The organism is Rhizobium sp. WYJ-E13, from assembly GCF_018987265.1.
Classification (GTDB): Bacteria; Pseudomonadota; Alphaproteobacteria; order Rhizobiales; family Rhizobiaceae; genus Rhizobium.
Genome location: NZ_CP076854.1, coordinates 568120 through 586820, shown reverse-complemented (window position 1 = coordinate 586820; position 18701 = coordinate 568120). Strand labels below are relative to the sequence as shown.

At 61.5% G+C, this 18701-nt stretch carries 15 protein-coding genes and 1 pseudogene; 10 read left to right on the top strand and 6 right to left on the bottom strand.

Annotated features, from left to right (window positions below; all coding sequences use genetic code 11):
- Positions 1–3 precede the first annotated feature (3 nt).
- The 6 genes from KQ933_RS24275 to KQ933_RS24250 are packed head-to-tail and all read right to left on the bottom strand — an operon-like array spanning position 4 to position 6678.
- A complete protein-coding gene (locus tag KQ933_RS24275; protein WP_216760373.1) occupies positions 4–1245 on the bottom strand; it encodes a dihydrolipoamide acetyltransferase family protein in 1242 nt (413 codons plus the stop codon).
- Positions 1246–1248: 3 nt separating this feature from the next.
- On the bottom strand, positions 1249–2262 hold the full coding sequence (locus KQ933_RS24270) for an alpha-ketoacid dehydrogenase subunit beta (RefSeq protein WP_216760372.1): 1014 nt from the start codon (positions 2260–2262) through the stop codon (positions 1249–1251).
- 1 nt (position 2263) lies between these two features.
- On the bottom strand, positions 2264–3496 hold the full coding sequence (locus KQ933_RS24265) for a 3-methyl-2-oxobutanoate dehydrogenase (2-methylpropanoyl-transferring) subunit alpha (protein ID WP_216760371.1): 1233 nt from the start codon (positions 3494–3496) through the stop codon (positions 2264–2266).
- A 59-nt stretch (positions 3497–3555) separates the two neighbouring features.
- Positions 3556–4683 (bottom strand): acyl-CoA dehydrogenase family protein, encoded by a 1128-nt coding sequence (locus KQ933_RS24260; RefSeq protein WP_216760370.1) that lies wholly within the window; start codon positions 4681–4683, stop codon positions 3556–3558.
- A 16-nt stretch (positions 4684–4699) separates the two neighbouring features.
- Positions 4700–5887 carry an acetyl-CoA C-acyltransferase gene (locus KQ933_RS24255; RefSeq protein ID WP_216760369.1) on the bottom strand — a complete coding sequence of 396 codons (1188 nt, stop codon included), beginning with the start codon at positions 5885–5887 and terminating at the stop codon, positions 4700–4702.
- A 23-nt stretch (positions 5888–5910) separates the two neighbouring features.
- On the bottom strand, positions 5911–6678 hold the full coding sequence (locus KQ933_RS24250) for a 3-hydroxyacyl-CoA dehydrogenase (RefSeq protein WP_216760368.1): 768 nt from the start codon (positions 6676–6678) through the stop codon (positions 5911–5913).
- Between the two features lie 81 nt (positions 6679–6759).
- Between KQ933_RS24250 and KQ933_RS24245 the strand changes: the two are divergent.
- From KQ933_RS24245 to ugpC, 10 genes and pseudogenes are all read left to right on the top strand, one after another.
- A pseudogene (locus tag KQ933_RS24245) lies at positions 6760–7838 on the top strand (AraC family transcriptional regulator).
- A 65-nt stretch (positions 7839–7903) separates the two neighbouring features.
- Positions 7904–9049: an isovaleryl-CoA dehydrogenase gene (locus KQ933_RS24240; RefSeq protein ID WP_216760366.1), complete on the top strand. Its 1146-nt coding sequence runs from the start codon at positions 7904–7906 to the stop codon at positions 9047–9049.
- The gene (locus tag KQ933_RS24235) at positions 9046–10656 is read left to right on the top strand and encodes a carboxyl transferase domain-containing protein (protein ID WP_216760365.1); all 1611 of its coding nucleotides are present in this window, start codon (positions 9046–9048) and stop codon (positions 10654–10656) included. Before KQ933_RS24240 ends, KQ933_RS24235 begins: the two co-directional genes overlap by 4 nt.
- A 9-nt stretch (positions 10657–10665) precedes the next feature.
- On the top strand, positions 10666–12531 hold the full coding sequence (locus KQ933_RS24230) for a biotin carboxylase N-terminal domain-containing protein (RefSeq protein ID WP_216760364.1): 1866 nt from the start codon (positions 10666–10668) through the stop codon (positions 12529–12531).
- Complete coding sequence (locus tag KQ933_RS24225; protein ID WP_216760363.1) at positions 12531–12983, top strand: MaoC family dehydratase; 453 nt, start codon at positions 12531–12533, stop codon at positions 12981–12983. Before KQ933_RS24230 ends, KQ933_RS24225 begins: the two co-directional genes overlap by 1 nt.
- Positions 12980–13819: a CoA ester lyase gene (locus tag KQ933_RS24220; protein ID WP_216760362.1), complete on the top strand. Its 840-nt coding sequence runs from the start codon at positions 12980–12982 to the stop codon at positions 13817–13819. The genes KQ933_RS24225 and KQ933_RS24220 overlap by 4 nt, the downstream gene beginning before the upstream one ends.
- Before the next feature lie 465 nt (positions 13820–14284).
- A complete protein-coding gene (locus KQ933_RS24215) occupies positions 14285–15643 on the top strand; it encodes an extracellular solute-binding protein (RefSeq protein WP_216760361.1) in 1359 nt (452 codons plus the stop codon).
- A gap of 125 nt (positions 15644–15768) precedes the next feature.
- Positions 15769–16653 carry a carbohydrate ABC transporter permease gene (locus KQ933_RS24210; RefSeq protein ID WP_216760360.1) on the top strand — a complete coding sequence of 295 codons (885 nt, stop codon included), beginning with the start codon at positions 15769–15771 and terminating at the stop codon, positions 16651–16653.
- A 10-nt stretch (positions 16654–16663) separates the two neighbouring features.
- On the top strand, positions 16664–17578 hold the full coding sequence (locus tag KQ933_RS24205) for an ABC transporter permease subunit (protein ID WP_216760359.1): 915 nt from the start codon (positions 16664–16666) through the stop codon (positions 17576–17578).
- A gap of 13 nt (positions 17579–17591) precedes the next feature.
- The gene (ugpC, locus tag KQ933_RS24200; RefSeq protein WP_216760358.1) at positions 17592–18701 is read left to right on the top strand and encodes a sn-glycerol-3-phosphate ABC transporter ATP-binding protein UgpC; all 1110 of its coding nucleotides are present in this window, start codon (positions 17592–17594) and stop codon (positions 18699–18701) included.

Sequence of the window (18701 nt, the reverse complement as noted above, 5' to 3'; positions counted from 1 at the left end):
GGCTCAGCCTTCGATGAAAATGAGCGCCGGCGTTTCGAGCAGCGTGCGAATACGCTGCACGAAGTTCGCCGCATCCCAGCCGTCGATGATGCGGTGATCGAAGCTGGAGGAGAGGTTCATCATCTTGCGGGGCACGAATTGTGTGCCGTCCCAGACCGGCCGTGTGGCAATCTTGTTGACGCCGATGATCGCCACTTCCGGATGATTGATGACCGGCGTTGAGACGATACCGCCAAGCGCGCCGAGCGAGCTGATGGTGATGGTCGATCCCGACAGTTCGTCGCGCGTCGCCGTGCCTGATCGAGCCGCGCCCGCCAACCGGTTCATTTCGATAGCGCAGTCGAAGATGCCGCGCGCCTCGGCGTGACGCACGACAGGCACGGTCAGACCCGCCGGGGTCTGCGTTGCGATGCCGATATGCACCGCGCTAGAGCGCGTGATGATGCCGGCATCGTCGTCAAAGGTGGCGTTGACATCGGGCTGCTCGGAGATCGCTTTGACCAAAGCCCGCATCAGGAAGGGCAACACCGTCAACTTGGGATGATCGGCCTTGCGATCGGTATTCATGGTTGCGCGCAGTTCCTCCAGCGCGCTCATATCCACCTCCTCCACATAGGTGATGTGGGGAATGCGCGACGTCGAGAGCGCCATCTTCTCTGCGATACGGCGGCGAAGGCCGGTCAGCTTGATCTCCTCGGTCGCCGTCTTCTTCGCCAAACCGGCTCGCACCGAAACGGGCGCTGCACCCTGGTTGAGGAACTGCTCGACATCCTCGCGAAGGATACGGCCGGCCGGCCCGGTGCCTTGCACTTGCCTCAGGTCCACGCCGCTCTCGCGCGCAAAGAGCCGTACGGATGGCGCGGCAAGCGGCTTTTCTGCAGGTGAGGATGGGGATGGGGTTGCGGGTGCGGGCGGCTTCGGAGCGGGTTTCAGCGCCTCCACTTTCACCGGCTCGGCAAGCAGCGGCTGCGAGGGTGCTTCAAGCTTCGTTGCGCCGATCTCCTCCGATGTCTCGATGCGCACGAGCGGCGCCTTGACGGCGATGCGGTCACCGATCTCTCCGGCAAGCCAGGTCACCGTGCCGCTGACAGGCGATGGGATCTCGACGGTGGCCTTGTCTGTCATGACCGCGGCGATCACCATGTCCTCACGCACCGGATCGCCCGTCTTCACATGCCATTCCACGAGCTCGGCCTCGGCGACGCCTTCGCCGACATCGGGCATCTTGATGGTGAATTCGCCCATGGCTCAGGCCTCCATGACTTCGGCGAGTGCCCGCCCGACGCGGCCGGGTCCAGGGAAATAATCCCACTCCTGCGCATGCGGATAGGGCGTGTCCCAGCCGGCGACGCGCACGACCGGGGCTTCGAGCTGATAGAAGCAATGTTCCTGCACCAGCGACACGACCTCGGCCCCGAAACCAGAGGTCAGCGTGGCTTCGTGGATGACGACGCAGCGCCCGGTCTTGGCGACGGATTTGACGATCGTATCGAGATCAAGCGGCAGGAGGCTTCTGAGATCGATCACCTCGGCGTCGATGCCGGCATCCTCGGCGGCGGCAAGCGCCACATGCACCATTGTGCCGTAGGCGACGACAGTCACGGCCGAGCCCGTGCGCCGCACCTCGGCCTTGCCGATCGGGATCGTATAGTGCCCCTCCGGCACTTCGCCGAGATCATGCTTCGACCATGGTGTCACCGGTCTTTCGTGGTGACCGTCGAAGGGTCCGTTATAGAGGCGCTTCGGCTCCAGGAACATGACGGGATCGGGATCCTCGATGGCTGATATCAGCAGGCCCTTGGCGTCGTGAGGATTGGAGGGCACGACCACTTTCAGGCCGCAGACATGGGTGAAAAGCGCTTCCGGGCTCTGGCTGTGCGTCTGGCCGCCGAAGATGCCGCCGCCGGTCGGCATGCGCACGACGATCGGGCAAGTGAAATCGCCGTTGGAACGATAGCGGATACGCGCCGCCTCCTGCGTCAGTTGATCGTAAGCCGGATACATGTAGTCGGCGAACTGGATCTCGACGCAGGGCTTCAGCCCATAGGCAGCCATGCCGATTGCCGTGCCGACGATACCGGATTCGCTGATCGGCGTGTCGAAACAGCGCGTCTTGCCGTATTTTGCCTGCAGGCCCTGCGTGCAGCGGAAGACGCCGCCGAAATAGCCGACATCCTCACCGAAGACCACGACATTGTCGTCGCGCGCCATCGAGACGTCCATGGCGCTGCGCACGGCCTCAATCATCGTCATCCGGGCCATATCAGTACCCCGCCTTCTGCCGCTGACGACGAATGTGCGGCGGCATCTCGGCATAGACGCCCTCGAATATATCGCGCACCGAAGGTTTGCCGCCATCATGCAGCGTACCGTGCGCCTCGGCTTGGCGTTGCGCCTCGATCACCTCGTCCATGATCTCCGCTTCGGCCTGGGTATGGCGCGCATCCGACCAAACGCCTCTGACGATCAGGTGCTTCTTCAGCCGCAGGACAGGATCGCCGAGCGGCCAGGCTTCGGATTCCGTCTTCGGCCGGTAGGCGCTTGGATCATCCGATGTCGAGTGGGCTCCGACGCGATAGGTGACATATTCGATCAGCGTCGGGCCGAGATTGCGGCGTGCCCGCTCCGCCGCCCAGCGGGCGACAGCGTGAACAGCGAGATAGTCGTTGCCATCGACGCGCAGCGCCGGAATGCCGAAACCGAGGCCCCGGGCGGCAAAGGTGCCGGAGCCGCCGCGGGCAATGCCCTGGAAGGTGGAGATCGCCCACTGATTGTTGACGATGTTGAGGATGACCGGTGCCTTGTAGGTGGAGGCAAAGACCAGCGCCGAATGGAAGTCCGATTCCGCCGTCGAGCCGTCGCCGATCCAGCCGGCGGCTATGCGGCTGTCATTCTTGATCGCCGAAGCCATGGCCCAGCCAACCGCCTGCACATATTGCGTGGCGAGATTGCCCGAGATCGTGAAGAAGCCGTGTTCCTTGGACGAGTACATGATGGGCAATTGCCGGCCGTGCAGCGGATCGCTCTCGTTCGAATAGATCTGGTTCATCATCTCGACCATCGGATAGTCGTCGGCAATGAGCAGGCCAGCCTGCCGGTAGGTCGGGAAGTTCATGTCGCCCTTCCGCAGCGCCTTGCGGAAGCCGCAGCTGACGGCCTCCTCGCCGAGATGCTGCATGTAGAAGGAGGTCTTGCCCTGCCGCTGCGCCATCAGCATGCGGGCATCGAAGGCGCGAAGCTTCATCATGTTGCGAAGCCCAGTCAGCAACTCCTCGTCGCTCAGCGACCCTGCCCAGGGACCAACGGCCTCCCCATCGCGATTGAGCACACGGATGATCGAAAAGGCGAGGTCGCGGATATCCTCGGATGCAACATCGACCTCCGGTCGAGGCACGGCCCCGGCCTTTGCAATCTTGACGTTGGAAAAATCGGGTTGGCCGCCCGGACGGACGGCAGGTTCGGGGACATGCAGGCTCAAACGAGCAGATTCCTCCATGTAGTCTCTTTCCTCCTTTTATCGGCTCCGCCTCTCTCCTCCAGAAGCAGGCCTCGTTCTTATAAGTTGCGGGCAATCACCATGCGCTGCACGTCGCTTGTTCCCTCGTAGATCTGGCAGATACGTACGTCGCGATAGATGCGCTCCACCGGATAGTCGGCCATGTAGCCATAGCCACCATGGATCTGGATCGCATCGGAGCAGACACGTTCGGCCATTTCGGAGGCAAAGAGCTTGGCCATCGAAGCCTCCGACAGACATGGCAATCCGGCCTCCCGGAGCCAGGCAGCATGGAAGACGAGTTGCCGGGCCGCCTCGATGCGCGTTGCCATATCGGCAAGCCGAAAGGCGACAGCCTGATGTTCGGCAATCGGTTTGCCAAAGGCGCTGCGCTCGCGGGCATAATCGCGTGCCGCCTCGAACGCAGCCTTCGCCATGCCGACGGCCTGCGCAGCAATACCGATCCGCCCGCCCTCAAGATTGGCAAGTGCGATCCGGTAGCCTTCCCCTTCCTCGCCGAGCCGAAGCTCGGCTGGAATACGCATGCCATTGAAGGCGATCTGGCAGGTATCGGAGGAATGCAGGCCAAGCTTCTCCTCGACCCGTATCACCTCGTAACCTGGCGTATTGGTCGGCACGATGAAGGCAGTGATGCCCTTCTTGCCGGCATCGGGATCGGTGACGGCAAAGACGATGATAACCTGTCCGTTCTTGCCCGAAGTGATGAACTGCTTGGCGCCGTCGAGCACATAGTGATCGCCGTCGCGCCGCGCCCGCGTCCTGAGGTTCGAGGCATCGGAGCCCGCCTGTGGCTCGGTCAGCGCAAAACCGCCGATCCATTCGCCGCTGGCAAGCTTCGGCAGGAAACGTTGGCGCTGCTCCTCATTGCCGAATTTCAGGATGGGCACGCAGCCGACCGAACTGTGCACGCTCATGATGGTGGAGCAGGGACCGTCGCCGGCTGCTATCTCCTCGAGGGCCGCGGCATAGGCAATGAGACCAGTATCCGATCCACCATAAGCCTCGGGTACCAGCATGCCGAGAAGCCCGAGTTCACCCATTTCCTTCAGTTCTTCGCGAGGGAAGAGAGATTCCCGGTCGCGTTTTGCCGCTCCGGGCGCCAGACGTTCCCGAGCGAAATCACGAGCCAGATCGCAGATTTGCTGCTGAAGTTCGGAAAGGATCATCTGCCCTCCCCCTTCCCTAATGCCGCTCGATTGCAACAGCGGTCGCCTCGCCACCGCCGATGCAAAGTGCTGCCATACCCCGCTTCACGTCATAACGCTCCAGCGCTGCCAATAACGTCACCAGAATACGGGCGCCGGAAGCCCCGATCGGATGGCCGAGCGCACAGGCGCCGCCATGCACATTGACCTTGTCATGCGGCAGGTCGAGGTCGCGCATCGCCGCCATGGCAACGACGGCGAATGCCTCGTTGATCTCAAAGATATCAACCTCGGAAAGCGGCAGGCCGGTGCGGTCAGAGAGTTTCTGCAGGGCGCCGATCGGCGCGGTGGCGAAGAGACTAGGTTCCTGCGAATGCGTGGCGTGACCGAGAATGGTGGCGAGCGGCTTCAGCCCGCGACGATCCGCCTCCGAACGACGCATCAGCACGAGCGCGGCTGCTCCATCAGAGATCGAACTGGAATTGGCGGCCGTGACCGTACCGCCGTCGCGGAAAGCCGGCTTCAGGGTCGGGATCTTGTCAGGCCTCGCCTTGCCCGGCTGTTCGTCACGGCTTGCCACCGGCTCGCCCTTGCCGGATTTCACCGTCACGGGCACGATTTCTCTGTCAAAATAGCCTTCGGCAATCGCCTTCTGCGCCCGCGTCAGCGAGGTCACCGCATAGGCGTCCTGCGCCTCGCGCGTAAACTGATAGGCTTCGGCGCAATCCTCCGCGAAGCTGCCCATCAAGCGCCCCTTGTCATAAGCATCCTCCAGCCCGTCGAGGAACATATGATCCACGACCCGCCCATGGCCGAGCCTGTAACCCGCACGGGCACGATCAAGGAGATAGGGCGCATTGGTCATGCTTTCCATGCCGCCTGCGATCGCCAGTGAAGCGCTGCCGGCAGCAATCAGATCATGAGCGATCATGACCGCCTTCATGCCGGAACCACACATCTTGTTGACGGTGCTGGCGCCGGTCGCAAAAGGCAGTCCGGCATGGATCGCAGCTTGGCGGGCCGGCGCCTGTCCCTGACCGGCCGGCAATACACAACCGAAGACCACTTCCTCGACTGCATCGGCCGCAACGCCGCTGCGCTGAAGTGCTGCACGGATTGCCATCGCGCCAAGCTCAGGGGCCGAGGCATCTTTAAGTTCGCCCTGGAAACTGCCGATCGGTGTACGAGCCGCTCCTACGATGACGATGGGATCCTGCAAGGCCATTTGTCCTCCTTCGGGCCAGACGCTCAGCGCGCACCCATGCGCAATGCCCCGTCGAGGCGGATGACCTCGCCGTTCAGCATGCTGTTTTCCAGGATATGGCGCACCAGCGCGGCAAACTCCGCCGGATGCCCGAGGCGTGGCGGGAAAGGCACGCTCTTTCCAAGCGCTTCCCGCACCTCCGCCGGCATGCCTGCCATCATCGGTGTTTCGAAAATGCCGGGCGCAATCGACACGGTACGAATGCCATGACGCGCAAGCTCGCGAGCGATCGGCAACGTCATTGCCGCGACACCGCCCTTGGAGGCAGCATAGGCGGCCTGACCGATCTGCCCGTCGAAAGCAGCCGCCGAAGCCGTATTAATGATCACACCACGCTCACCTTCCGCATCCGGCTCAGCATTCTGGATGGCAGCGGCAGCAAGCCGGATCATATTGAAGGTGCCGATGAGATTGATGGTAATGGTGCGGGCAAAACTTTCCAGCCGATGCGGGCCATCACGGCCGATCACCTTTTCGGCGGGCGCCACACCGGCACAATTGATGAGCCCGCGAAGCGTACCGAAGGCATCCATTGCAGCGGCGATTGCTGCACCACCATCTTGATCATCGGTCACGTCAGCCCGAACGAAGTGTACATCCTGCCCGAGCTCGCGCGCGACGGCCTCGCCTGCATCCACGTTGAGATCGGCGATCGTCACGCGTCCGCCGGCTTCGATAAGCATGCGTGCTGTTGCTGCTCCGAGGCCGGAGCCGCCGCCGGTGACGATGAAACTTGCGCCGCTGATCTGCACGGATCGTTCCTCCCTGCCAGGCAGACATCTCCTCCAGAGCCCGCCGAAACCGGATTCTATTCCTTCGGCCTATTGCAAGCGATGACGCAACTGCTCCATTATTTCGGCCAGTTTTGCCATTTTTAATATGTCATGATGGAGCGGCTATGGCCGAAATCGAGCGACGTATGATCGCATCGGGGTTTGTCGAGGAAGCTCTCGACAGCCTGCGCCGGCTCGGCAAACCGGTGGCGCCTCTTCTGGCCAAGCTCGGGCTCCCGCCGGCAATCGATCAGCCGGTGTCGGCCGAGACCTATGGCGCATTGTGGCTGGCAATTGCCGCAGAACTCGACGACGAATTCTTCGGCATGGGCGCCCGGCCGATGCGCAGCGGCAGCTTCACGCTGCTCTGCCATTGTGTGCTGCATGCACCGACTCTCGGCCACGCCTTGCGGCGGGCCTTGCGCTTCCTCGATGTCGTTCTGGACGATCCGCGCGGTACGCTCGTCATCAGTGACGGGCTCGCGCAGATCGAACTTCGGGACGCCGGCGAGCCGCGTTCGGCCTTTGCCTATCGCACCTATTGGATCATCCTGCATGGCATTATCTGCTGGCTGGTCGGACGTCGCATCCCGATCCGCCTCGTCGATTTCCGTTGCCCGGAACCAAGCCAGGGCGCTGATTACCGGCTCTTCTTTGGCGCGCCGGTGCGCTTCTCGCAACCGATAAGTCGGCTCGGCTTCGACAGCTCTCTGCTCGATCTGCCGATTTCGCGCAGCGAACAGGCCTTGAAGCAATTCCTGCGGGGCGCTCCAGCCAATATTCTCGTGCGTTACCGTTACGATGCCGGCATCGCTGCCGCTGTCCGCCGCCGCCTCTCACAGGCCTCGCCCGCCGCCTGGACGAGCTTCCAACTACTCGCTGCCGACATGCGCATGCCGTCCTCGACGCTGCGGCACCGCCTGCATGACGAGGGCCAGAGCTATGCCGGCATCAAGGACGATATCCGCCGTGATCTCGCCGTCGACATGCTGATGAACACGTCGAAGACCATCGGCGAGATCGCCGTGCAGCTTGGCTATTCCGAACCCAGCGCCTTCTTCCGCGCGTTCCGGAAATGGATGGGCAAGAGCCCCGAGGCTTTTCGGCGCGAGGAGACAAAATCAGCCGGTTGGGAATAGGCTTCGATCAAGGGAGCTTTGAACCGGGCGCAACCCGCGCTACATATTTTAGCGGGAGGAGTGCCATGTTTGATTTTTCGCTCGGCGAAACCGCGGACGCGATCCGCGAAGCGACGGCGCGATTTGCCGCCGACACCATTGCTCCGCTGGCCGCGGAGATCGACGAAAGCAACACATTCCCACGCCAGCTCTGGCCGCAGATGGGGGCGCTTGGCCTGCACGGCATTACCGTCGAGGAGGAGTTCGGTGGCGCAGGTCTCGGCTATCTCGAACATGTCGTCGCCATGGAGGAGGTCTCGCGCGCGTCGGCCTCCGTGGGCTTAAGCTATGGCGCCCATTCCAATCTCTGCGTCAACCAGATCCGACGCTGGGCGACACCAGAGCAGAAGCAACGCTATCTGCCAAGGCTGATTTCCGGCGAGCATGTCGGCTCGCTTGCCATGTCCGAAGCCGGCTCCGGTTCGGATGTTGTTTCCATGCGGCTCAAGGCCGAGCGCAAGGGCGACCGCTACATTCTCAACGGAACGAAATTCTGGATCACCAATGCGCCGCATGCCGATGTGCTCGTCGTCTATGCCAAGACTGATCCAACGGCCGGTCCGAAAGGTATTTCAGCCTTCATCATCGAGAAGGCAACGCCCGGCTTCAGTGTTTCGAAGAAGCTCTCCAAGCTCGGCATGCGCGGCAGCGACACGGCCGAGCTGGTTTTTCAAGATTGCGAGGTGCCGGCCGAAGCGCTGATGGGCCGGGAAGGCCAGGGCGTGAAAATCCTGATGTCGGGCCTCGACTATGAGCGCGCAGTGCTTGCCGCCGGCCCGCTCGGCATCATGCAGGCCTGTCTCGACGTGGTGCTGCCCTATGTGCGGGAGCGCAAACAGTTCGGCAAGGCGATCGGCGACTTCCAGCTGATGCAAGGCAAGATCGCCGACATGTATGTCGCCCTGAATTCGGCGCGTGCCTATGTCTATTCCGTGGCGCGGGCCTGCGACGCCGGCCGCACGACGCGCTCGGATGCGGCAGCCGCCATTCTCTTTGCCAGCGAGAATGCCGTGAAAGTGTCTCTGGAGGCGATCCAGGCGCTTGGCGGCGCGGGATATACTAGGGAATGGCCGGTCGAGCGTTTCCTGCGTGATGCCAAGCTCTACGACATCGGCGCCGGCACCAACGAGATCCGCCGCTACCTGATCGGCCGGGAGCTCATCGCATCATGACGGTGATTTCCTCTGCCATCGATCGCGACAGCGAAACCTTCAAGGCCAATGCAAGCAAGAACGGAAGCCTGATCGACGAACTCTATGAGCGTTCGGCGAAAACCCGGGAGGGTGGTTCGCAGACGGCGCGTGAGCGCCACACCGGCAAGGGAAAGCTCCTGCCGCGCGACCGCATTCAGCTGCTGCTCGATGCCGGTAGCCCGTTTCTGGAAATCGGCACACTGGCGGCGAACGGCATGTATAGCGACGAGGCGCCGGGGGCCGGCATCATCACAGGCATCGGCCGCGTTTGCGGCCGCGAGGTGATGATCGTTGCCAATGACGCCACGGTCAAAGGCGGCGCTTATTTTCCCCTCACGGCGAAAAAGCACCTGCGGGCGCAGGAAATCGCCATGCAGAACCGGCTGCCTTGCATCTATCTAGTTGATAGCGGCGGTGCCAATCTTCCACATCAGGCCGAGGTCTTTCCCGACCGCGATCATTTCGGAGCGATCTTCTACAATCAGGCGCAGATGTCGGCTGAAGGCATTCCGCAGATCGCCTGCGTCATGGGAAGCTGCACGGCCGGCGGCGCCTATGTGCCTGCCATGTCCGACGAGACGGTCATCGTGCGCAATCAGGGCACGATCTTCCTTGCCGGCCCGCCATTGGTGAAGGCTGCAACCGGCGAGATCATTTCGGCCGAAGAACTCGGCGGCGCCGAGACCCATGGCCGCCGCTCCGGTGTCGTCGATCACGTCGCCGAAAACGACGAGCATGCGCTGCTTCTCGTCCGCGATATCGTCGCCAGCCTCAACAGCGTAAAATCGGTCGATATCGACATTCAGGCCCCGCGCCCGCCGAAACTCGATCCGCAAGATCTTGGTGGCATCATCCCCGAGGACGTTCGTTCGCCCTATGATGTGCGCGAAGTCATCGGCCGTATCATCGACGGTTCGGAACTGCATGAGTTCAAGCCGCTCTACGGCACGACGCTGGTCTGCGGCTTTGCCCGCATCTGGGGCATGCCGGTCGCCATCATCGCCAATAATGGCGTGCTCTTTTCCGAGAGTGCGCTGAAGGGGGCGCATTTCATCGAGCTCGCCTGCCAGCGCCGCGTCCCGCTGCTGTTCCTGCAAAACATCTCCGGCTTCATGGTCGGCGGCCGTTATGAGGCCGGCGGCATCGCCAAGGACGGGGCGAAGCTGGTCACTGCGGTTGCGACTGCGATCGTGCCGAAAGTCACCGTCATCATTGGCGGCAGTTTCGGCGCCGGCAATTACGGCATGTGCGGCCGCGCCTATCGGCCGCGCTTCCTCTTCACCTGGCCGAACAGCCGCATCAGCGTCATGGGCGGCGAACAGGCCGCCTCAGTGCTCGCGACCATCCGCCGTGACGCGATGGAGGCACGCGGCGAAAGCTGGCCCGCGGCAGAAGAGGAGGCCTTCAAAGTGCCGATCCGGGCTGGTTATGAGGCGGAGGGCAATCCCTATTACGCCACCGCCCGCCTGTGGGACGACGGCATCATCGACCCGCGCCAGACGCGCGATGTGCTGGGCCTTGCCCTTTTCGCCTGCCTGAATGCGCCGATCCCGAAAGGGCCGCGCTTCGGTCTCTTCCGGATGTGAGGTCGTGCAATGATGGAAAGCCTGCTCATTGCCAATAGGGGCGAGATCGCCCGCCGCATCATCCGCACGGCGAAAGCCCTCGGCATTCGAACCATCGCCGTCTATTCCGAAGCCGATGCCGGCCTACCCTTCGTGAGGGAAGCAGATGAGGCGGTCGCCATCGGCCCGCCCCCGGCGCGCGAAAGCTATCTTTCGCAGGAGCGCATTCTGGAGGCTGCCCACAGGACCGGGGCTGCCGCAATTCACCCCGGTTACGGCTTCCTCTCGGAGAATGCCGATTTTGCGGAAGCGGTCGAGAATGCCGGCATCATCTGGGTTGGTGCACCACCTGCCGCAATCCGCGCCATGGGGCTCAAGGATGCCGCCAAGCAACTGATGCAGGCAGCCGGCGTGCCGGTCACGCCGGGCTATATGGGAGAGGATCAGAGCGACGAACGGCTCGCTGCCGAGGCGGATGCGACAGGTTATCCCGTACTCGTCAAGGCCGTCGCCGGTGGCGGCGGCAAAGGCATGCGCCGGGTCGACCGTCGAGAAGACTTTACTGAACTGCTTGCCTCCTGCCGCCGCGAGGCAGCATCCTCCTTCGGCGACGAACGCGTGCTGATCGAGCGCTACATCACCAATCCACGCCATATCGAGGTACAGGTCTTCGCCGACCGCTTCGGCAATTGCGTCCACCTCTTCGAGCGCGACTGCTCCCTGCAGCGCCGACACCAGAAGGTGATCGAGGAAGCGCCTGCCCCCGGCCTCGATGCCGCCACCCGTACGGCAATCTGCGAAGCAGCGGTCAAGGCGGCAAAAGCCGTGAATTACGTCGGGGCCGGCACTATCGAATTCATTGCCGATGCCTCGCAGGGCCTGCGTCCTGACCGTATCTGGTTCATGGAGATGAACACCCGGTTGCAGGTTGAACATCCTGTCACTGAGGCCATTACCGGCGAAGACCTGGTATTATGGCAATTGAAGGTCGCCGCAGGTGAGCCGCTGCCGAAGCGACAAGACGACATCACGATGAAGGGCTGGGCCTTCGAGGCTCGCCTCTATGCCGAAAACCCTGCCTCCGGCTATCTGCCCTCGATCGGCCGGCTCGATCATTTGCATTTGCCGGAATACGTCCGGGTCGATAGCGGCGTCGAGGAAGGCAACGAGATTACCGCCTTCTACGATCCGATGATCGCCAAGATCATCGCTCACGGTTCGAACCGTGAAATCGCCCTCTCCAAACTCGCCAAAGCCTGCGAAAATATCGAAGTCTGGCCCGTCAAATCCAATGCCGGACTTCTGGCCCGCGCCGCCGCCGATGCGGATTTCCGCGCAGCAAAGGTCGATACCGGTTTCCTCGATCGTCACGGCGAGACCCTGCTTCCAAAAGAGCCTGACACGGTGACGATCGACAAGGCCGCTACGGCGCTGGCAGTAAAGGGCGAGACCGATCCCTGGTCCGCGCTTTCCGGCCTGCGCATATCCGGCACAAGCGACAGCCGCACGCGCGTCCGCGTTGGCGATCATCTCTATTGGGGCCGTGTCCGGCCCAGCCTTGAAACCAATGCCATCAGGTTCGGCGAAACCATGGTCCTTTTCGATGCCGGTAATGCCTGGCCGATCGGCCTGCCTGCCGCAAGTGAAGTTGAGGCGCACCAGGGCGCTGGCGATGGCGCGATCCTCTCGCCCATGCCGGGCCTTGTCATTTCGGTCGATGTTGCGGAAGGCGACCATGTCGCCAAGGGCGATCGGCTACTGACGGTGGAAGCAATGAAGATGGAACATACGCTGCGCGCGCCCTTCGATGGCATCGTCGGCAAATTACCTGTCTCCGCAGGTGTAAGAGTTTCGGAAAACCAGCTAGTCGCCAGCATCTTGAAGGGAGAGGAGTGATGGCCGGCCGTTATTTTGACGAGTGGACGGTCGGCGACCGCATTGTTCACGAGATCCGCCGCACGGTCACGGAAACCGACAACCTGCTCTTCACGACGCTCTCTCATAACCCGCAGCCGCTGCATCTCGATGCCGATTATGCGGCGGGGACGGAATTCGGCCGCATCGTCGTCAATGGCACGTTCACCTTCGCGCTCACTGTCGGCCTCTCGGTCGGTGATACGACGCTTGGAACGCTGGTCGCCAATCTCGGCTATGACAAGGTGACGATGCCGAAACCGGTCTTCATCGGCGATACGCTGCGGGTGGAAACTGAGGTGATGGAACTGCGCCGCTGCAACTCCCGGCCCGATGCCGGGATCATCACGTTCAAACATATCACGCTGAACCAGAAGAACGAGATCGTCTGCCAGTGCCTGCGCACTGCCATGCTGCAGGTGAAACCGTCATGAGGCTGCGGTCACTGCTCTTCGTGCCCGGCGATCGGCCGGAGCGCTTCGACAAAGCGGTCGCCTCGGGTGCCGATGCTGTCATCCTCGATCTGGAAGATTCCGTTTCCATACAGAACAAGCCGAAGGCGCGGGATGCCGTGCACGATTTCACCATGCGCCGCGCGGCCGATACGGCTCTTGTCATCCGGATCAATCCTCTCGCCTCGCCCTCCTTCGAGGACGATCTTGCTGCACTCAGCGATCTTAATCCCTTAGCGATCATGCTGCCGAAGTCGGAAGGTTCGGCATCCGTGCGCCAGCTCGCAAGCCGCCTCTCATCCTCCGTTCCCATCCTGCCGATCGCGACTGAAACGCCGGCGGCCATCTTCGAGATCGGCAGCTACCGGGATGTCGCGTCTCATCTTTGCGGACTGACCTGGGGCGCGGAAGATCTGCCTGCCGCGATCGGTGCCGCAACCGCCCGCGAGGTCGATGGACGGTATACCGCGCCCTACGAGCTCGCCCGTTCCCTCATTCTCTTTGGCGCTCACGCCGCCGCCATTCCTGCCATCGAAACCGTCTACCCCGATTTCCGTGATCTCGACGGCCTCACGGCCTACGCGGCCCGCGCGCGGCGCGACGGTTTCTCGGCCATGATGGCGATCCATCCGAGCCAGGTCGAAGCGATCAACCACGCCTTCACGCCGGATGCGGCGGAAATCGCCTGGGCGGAAAAAGTTGTGGCCGCCTTTGCCGTCTCGCCCGATATCGGCGTTGTCCAGATCGACGGGCGCATGCTCGACCTGCCGCATCTGAAACTGGCGAAACGCATTCTGGCGTCGCAAGGCCTTGAATAGCCCGGTTCAGGGACGCCGAAAGCGCCCAATAAACAAGCAAAATAACCGCAATGCCGCAAAATGAATATCAAATGGCGCATTTCGATAGCTCAACGCACAGCTGTGCAAAGCTGTTTTCGAGGTCGAAATCTTCTGGCGACAGGTTGTTCTTGATTGAGCCTCCGTGAGATTTGCGAAATCAACCTAATAATATAATCTATCAATAGAATTGAATAGCAGCAGATGCTTTCGTAAACTCAGCTATATTTCCTATATATATGAAATATAGACGACACCTACAACGAAGCGCGAGAAATTAATTTACCAGACACTCACAGAATGTTCAGGAAATTACGACATGAATATTTTGTGACAGAAGCTTTCTACTCTATTCATGTCATAGAAACTTCATTGGTTACCGCAAATTGAACCAGTTAATAGGGCGTGCGCTCAAGAGGGGGCGCGTCCTATTTTTCGAGGGTTCTCATGCAAGCCAAGCTTCTCGGCGCCGTAGGCGCCCTTCTCGCTTCAGCCTTCCTTGCTGCTGGTCCTGCCGCCGCCGCCGAAAAGACCAAGATCGACTTCTGGTTCGGTAACTCGGGCGACATCGCAAAGCGCGTTCAGGAACAGTGCGACCGTTTCAACCAGTCCCAGGGCGATTATGAAGTCGTCTGCACCAGCCAGGGCTCCTACGACGCCTCGCTGCAGAACACGATCGCTGCCTTCCGCGCCGGCAAGCAGCCGACCATCGCTCAGGTTTCGGATGCCGGTACGCTCGACATCATGCTTTCGGGCGCCTACTACCCGGCCAACAAGCTCATGAAGGACATGGGCTACAATGTTGACTGGAACGACTACTTCTCTGGTATCGCCGGCTACTACGCAACGTCGAAGGGCGAGATGTATTCGTTCCCCTTCAACTCCTCGACGGCGCTGCTGTACTGGAACAAGGACGCCTTCGCCAAGATCGGCAAGGACCATGCTCCGGCGACCTGGAAGGAAGCAGGCGAAGACTTCAAGGCTCTGAAGGACGCTGGCTACGCTTGCCCGCTCGGCTTCGACATCTCCAACAACGAAGTCTGGCAGTACATCGAGCAGTTCGAAGCCGTCAACGGCGAAGCGATCGCTACGAAGAAGAACGGCTTTGAAGGCCTCGACGCCGAACTGGTGTTCAACAAGAACCCGATGCTCGTCAGCTACGTCAAGGACCTGAAGTCCTGGTACGACAACAAGCTCGCCGTCATCAAGAACAAGGCTGTCGGCCAGACCTTCGTTGAAGCCTTCGCTGCTGGCGATTGCCAGGTCATCCTGACCTCCGTTGGCGACCATGGCAACGTCGGCCGTACCGCCAAGCAGGGCATGAACTGGGGCGTTTCGATGCTCCCGACCTATGGCGACGCAACCCGCCACAGCTCCTACGTTGGCGGCGCTTCGCTCTGGGTTTTGAAGGGTCATTCGGACGCCGAATACAAGGCTGCCGCTGCTTTCTTCAACTTCATCGCAAAGCCGGAAGAAGCTCTCACCTGGTCCACGGTTACCGGCTATATCCCGGTTCGTAACTCTGGCTTCGAATACCTGAAGAAGCAGGGCTTCTACGACAAGGCTCCCTATGCCGGTCGCGAACTTGCCATTCAGAGCCTGACCGCTTCCCCGGCCGGCGACACGTCTGCCAAGGGCATCCGTCTCGGTGGCCTGCTCCAGGTCCGCACCGAAATCGCGAACGGCCTGCAGGCAATCTTCGTCAACAATGCCGATGTCCAGGCTTCGCTCGACTCTGCTGCTGACCGCGGCAACCAGCTCCTGCGTCGCTTCCAGCAGACCTACAAGGGCGTTCAGCTCCCCTGATCGACTGATATGAGCCGCACCCGGCCGCTTTGGCGTGCCGGGTGCGTCTTTGCACATTCCCTACAGGCTCCGGAAGCGAGATCGCCGCCCGCGCCAGAACCAAACCAGGACGAAAACGACCACTCATGGAAAAGCGCGTCACTTTCTCCTCGACGACGATCGGCCTTCTCTTCGCATTTCCGATGCTGCTGCTGATCTTCGTCTTCTTCTACTGGCCAAGCGCGCAGGCGCTGTATTGGGCGTTCACGCTCGAGCAGCCATGGGGCGGCGGCAATGCCTGGGTCGGTTTCGACAATTTCAAACTGCTGCTGAGCGATCCGATCTATTGGGACTCCGTCACCCGCAGCATGATCTTCGGCTTCAGTTCGACTGTTATCGCCATGGGGTTGGCGCTCATCCTGGCGCTTCTGACGGATCGTGAACTGCGCGGCCACAAGATCTACCGGTCGGTCTTCATCTGGCCCTATGCGATTGCCGCTCCCGCTCTCGGCCTCGCCTTCCGCTTCATCCTGGCGCCGGAGGCTGGTCTTCTGTCGGTCATCAACCACGTCTGGCCCGGGCTCTGGAACCCGGCGCTTGACGGCAAGGATGCCATGATCGCCGTCGTCATCGCCTTTTCCTGGAAATATATCGGCTACAACTTTATCTTCTTCCTTTCGGCACTGCAGGGCATTCCACGCTCGCTGATCGAGGCGGCCGCCATGGACGGCTCGGGGCCGCTGCGCCGCATGCGGGATATCCAACTGCCGCTGCTGACCCCGACTCTGTTCTTCCTGCTGGTCATCAACATCACCGAGAGCTTCCAGGATTCCTTCGGTATCGTCGACGTAATGACCCAGGGCGGTCCGGCGCGCGCCACGGATCTCATGGTCTACAAGATCTATTTCGACGGCTTCAGGGGCCTCGATTATTCGGGTGCCGCGGCCCAATCCATGATCCTGATGGGGCTCGTCATCCTGCTCACCATTTTCCAGTTCCGCTTCATCGAGCGGCGCGTGCACTACAAGTGAGGTCGCAAACATGATCGAACGCACGCCAATATTCAATTTTGTCTGCTACACCCTGCTCGCACTCGGCCTGGTGATCGCACTCCTGCCTTTCCTGATCGTCGTCGTCGCATCGACACTCGATCTAGAGACCGTCAACCGCGTGCCGCTGCCGCTGGTTCCGAGCAGCCATTTCTGGGAGAACGTACAGACAGCCTGGGTTCGTGCCGATCTCGGCAACAAGCTGTTCCACAGCGTCATCTTCGCTGCCACGGTCGGCGCCGGCAAGGTCTTGCTCTCGGCCATGGCCGCCTTCTCGATCGTCTATTTCCGCTTTCGCGGCCGCTATCTGATCTTCTGGATCATCTTCATCACGCTGATGCTGCCCCTGGAGGTGCGCATCGTGCCGACCTATTCGATCGCCGCCAATGCGCTTCAGCCCTTCCAGGCGATCCTCGATGTCACCGGCATCAGCTGGCTTGTCGCGCAGGTCACCGGCATCCAGATCAAGCTTGAATGGGGTCTTCTGAATTCCTATCCGGGTCTCGTGCTGCCGATGGTCGCCACCGCGACCGGTACTTTCCTCTACCGCCAATTCTACCTGACGGTTCCCGATGAGCTTGCCGAAGCATCGAAGATGGATGGCTCAGGTGCGGTCCGCTTTTTCTGGGACGTGCTGCTGCCGCTGTCGCGCCCGAACATGATTGCACTTTTCACCATCATGTTCGTCTGGGCCTGGAACCAGTATCTGTGGCCACTGCTGATCACCACCGATCCGAAGTTCGGCATTGCCGTCACGCAGCTCAAGACACTCATCCCCTCCGAATTCGGCCTGCCCGACTGGAACGTCGCGATGGCCGGAACATTGATCATCATGTCGCCGCCGCTGATCCTCGTCATCCTGATGCAGCGTTGGTTCGTGCGCGGCCTAATCTCCACCGAGAAGTGAAAGGAACAGACCCTTGGCACCGATCTCCATCCGTGGCGTGAAGAAAAGCTATGGCAAGAACGCCGTCGTTCACGGCGTCGATCTCGAAATCCAGTCGGGCGAATTCATCGTCATCCTCGGCCCGTCCGGCTGCGGCAAGTCCACTCTCTTGCGCATGATTGCCGGCCTGGAAGAAATCTCCGGCGGCGAAATCGCCATCGACGGTCGCGTGGTCAACCAGCTTGAGCCACGCGAACGCGGCTGCGCCATGGTCTTCCAGAACTACGCGCTCTATCCGCATATGAGTGTCGCCGAAAACATCGGCTATGCGCTGAAAGTTTCCGGTGTGCCGAAGGCCGAGCGTGACCGCCGGATCGCCGAAGTCGCCAAGGCACTCAGCCTTGAACCCTTCCTCGAGCGTCGTCCGGCAGCACTCTCGGGTGGCCAGCGCCAGCGCGTTGCCATGGGCCGCGCCATGATCCGCGAGCCGAAGGTTTTCCTCTTCGACGAGCCGCTCTCCAACCTCGACGCAAAACTGCGCATCGCCATGCGTGCGGAAATCCGCCGCCTGCATCGCCGCCTCGGCGCCACCTCGATCTTCGTGACCCATGACCAGAACGAGGCGATGACGCTCGCCGACCGTATCATTGTCATGAACTCCGGTTATGTCGAACAGGTCGGCACGCCGGAAGAAGTCTATCACTATCCGGCAAGCCGTTTCGTTGCCGGCTTCGTCGGGACGCCGGCAATGAACCTGCTGGAAGGCCGCGTCAACGAAAACGGTGTCTTCATCTATGATGAAGGCCGGATGGTCGCTCTTCCCACCGAGCGCGGCAAGCAGCTTGCCGGCCAGCGCGTCGTTCTCGGCGTGCGCGCCGAAGCCGCCCGCCTCGTCTCTCCGGATGCGCCGGGCGCGCTCGTTGCGACCGCCGACTTCATCGAAGAGCTCGGCGCGAGCCGCGTCGTGCATGCCGATTTCGATGGCCTGCCTTTCGCCGTTGCCATGACCGATTCGGTCTCGCTGAAGACGGGCGACCGCATCGGCATCGCGATCGACCAGGATTCGATCCATCTCTATTCGGCCGACACCGGCGCAGTCCTCGTTGCTCCGGCTCGCACGGGCGCTGCCACCGTCGATGCCTGA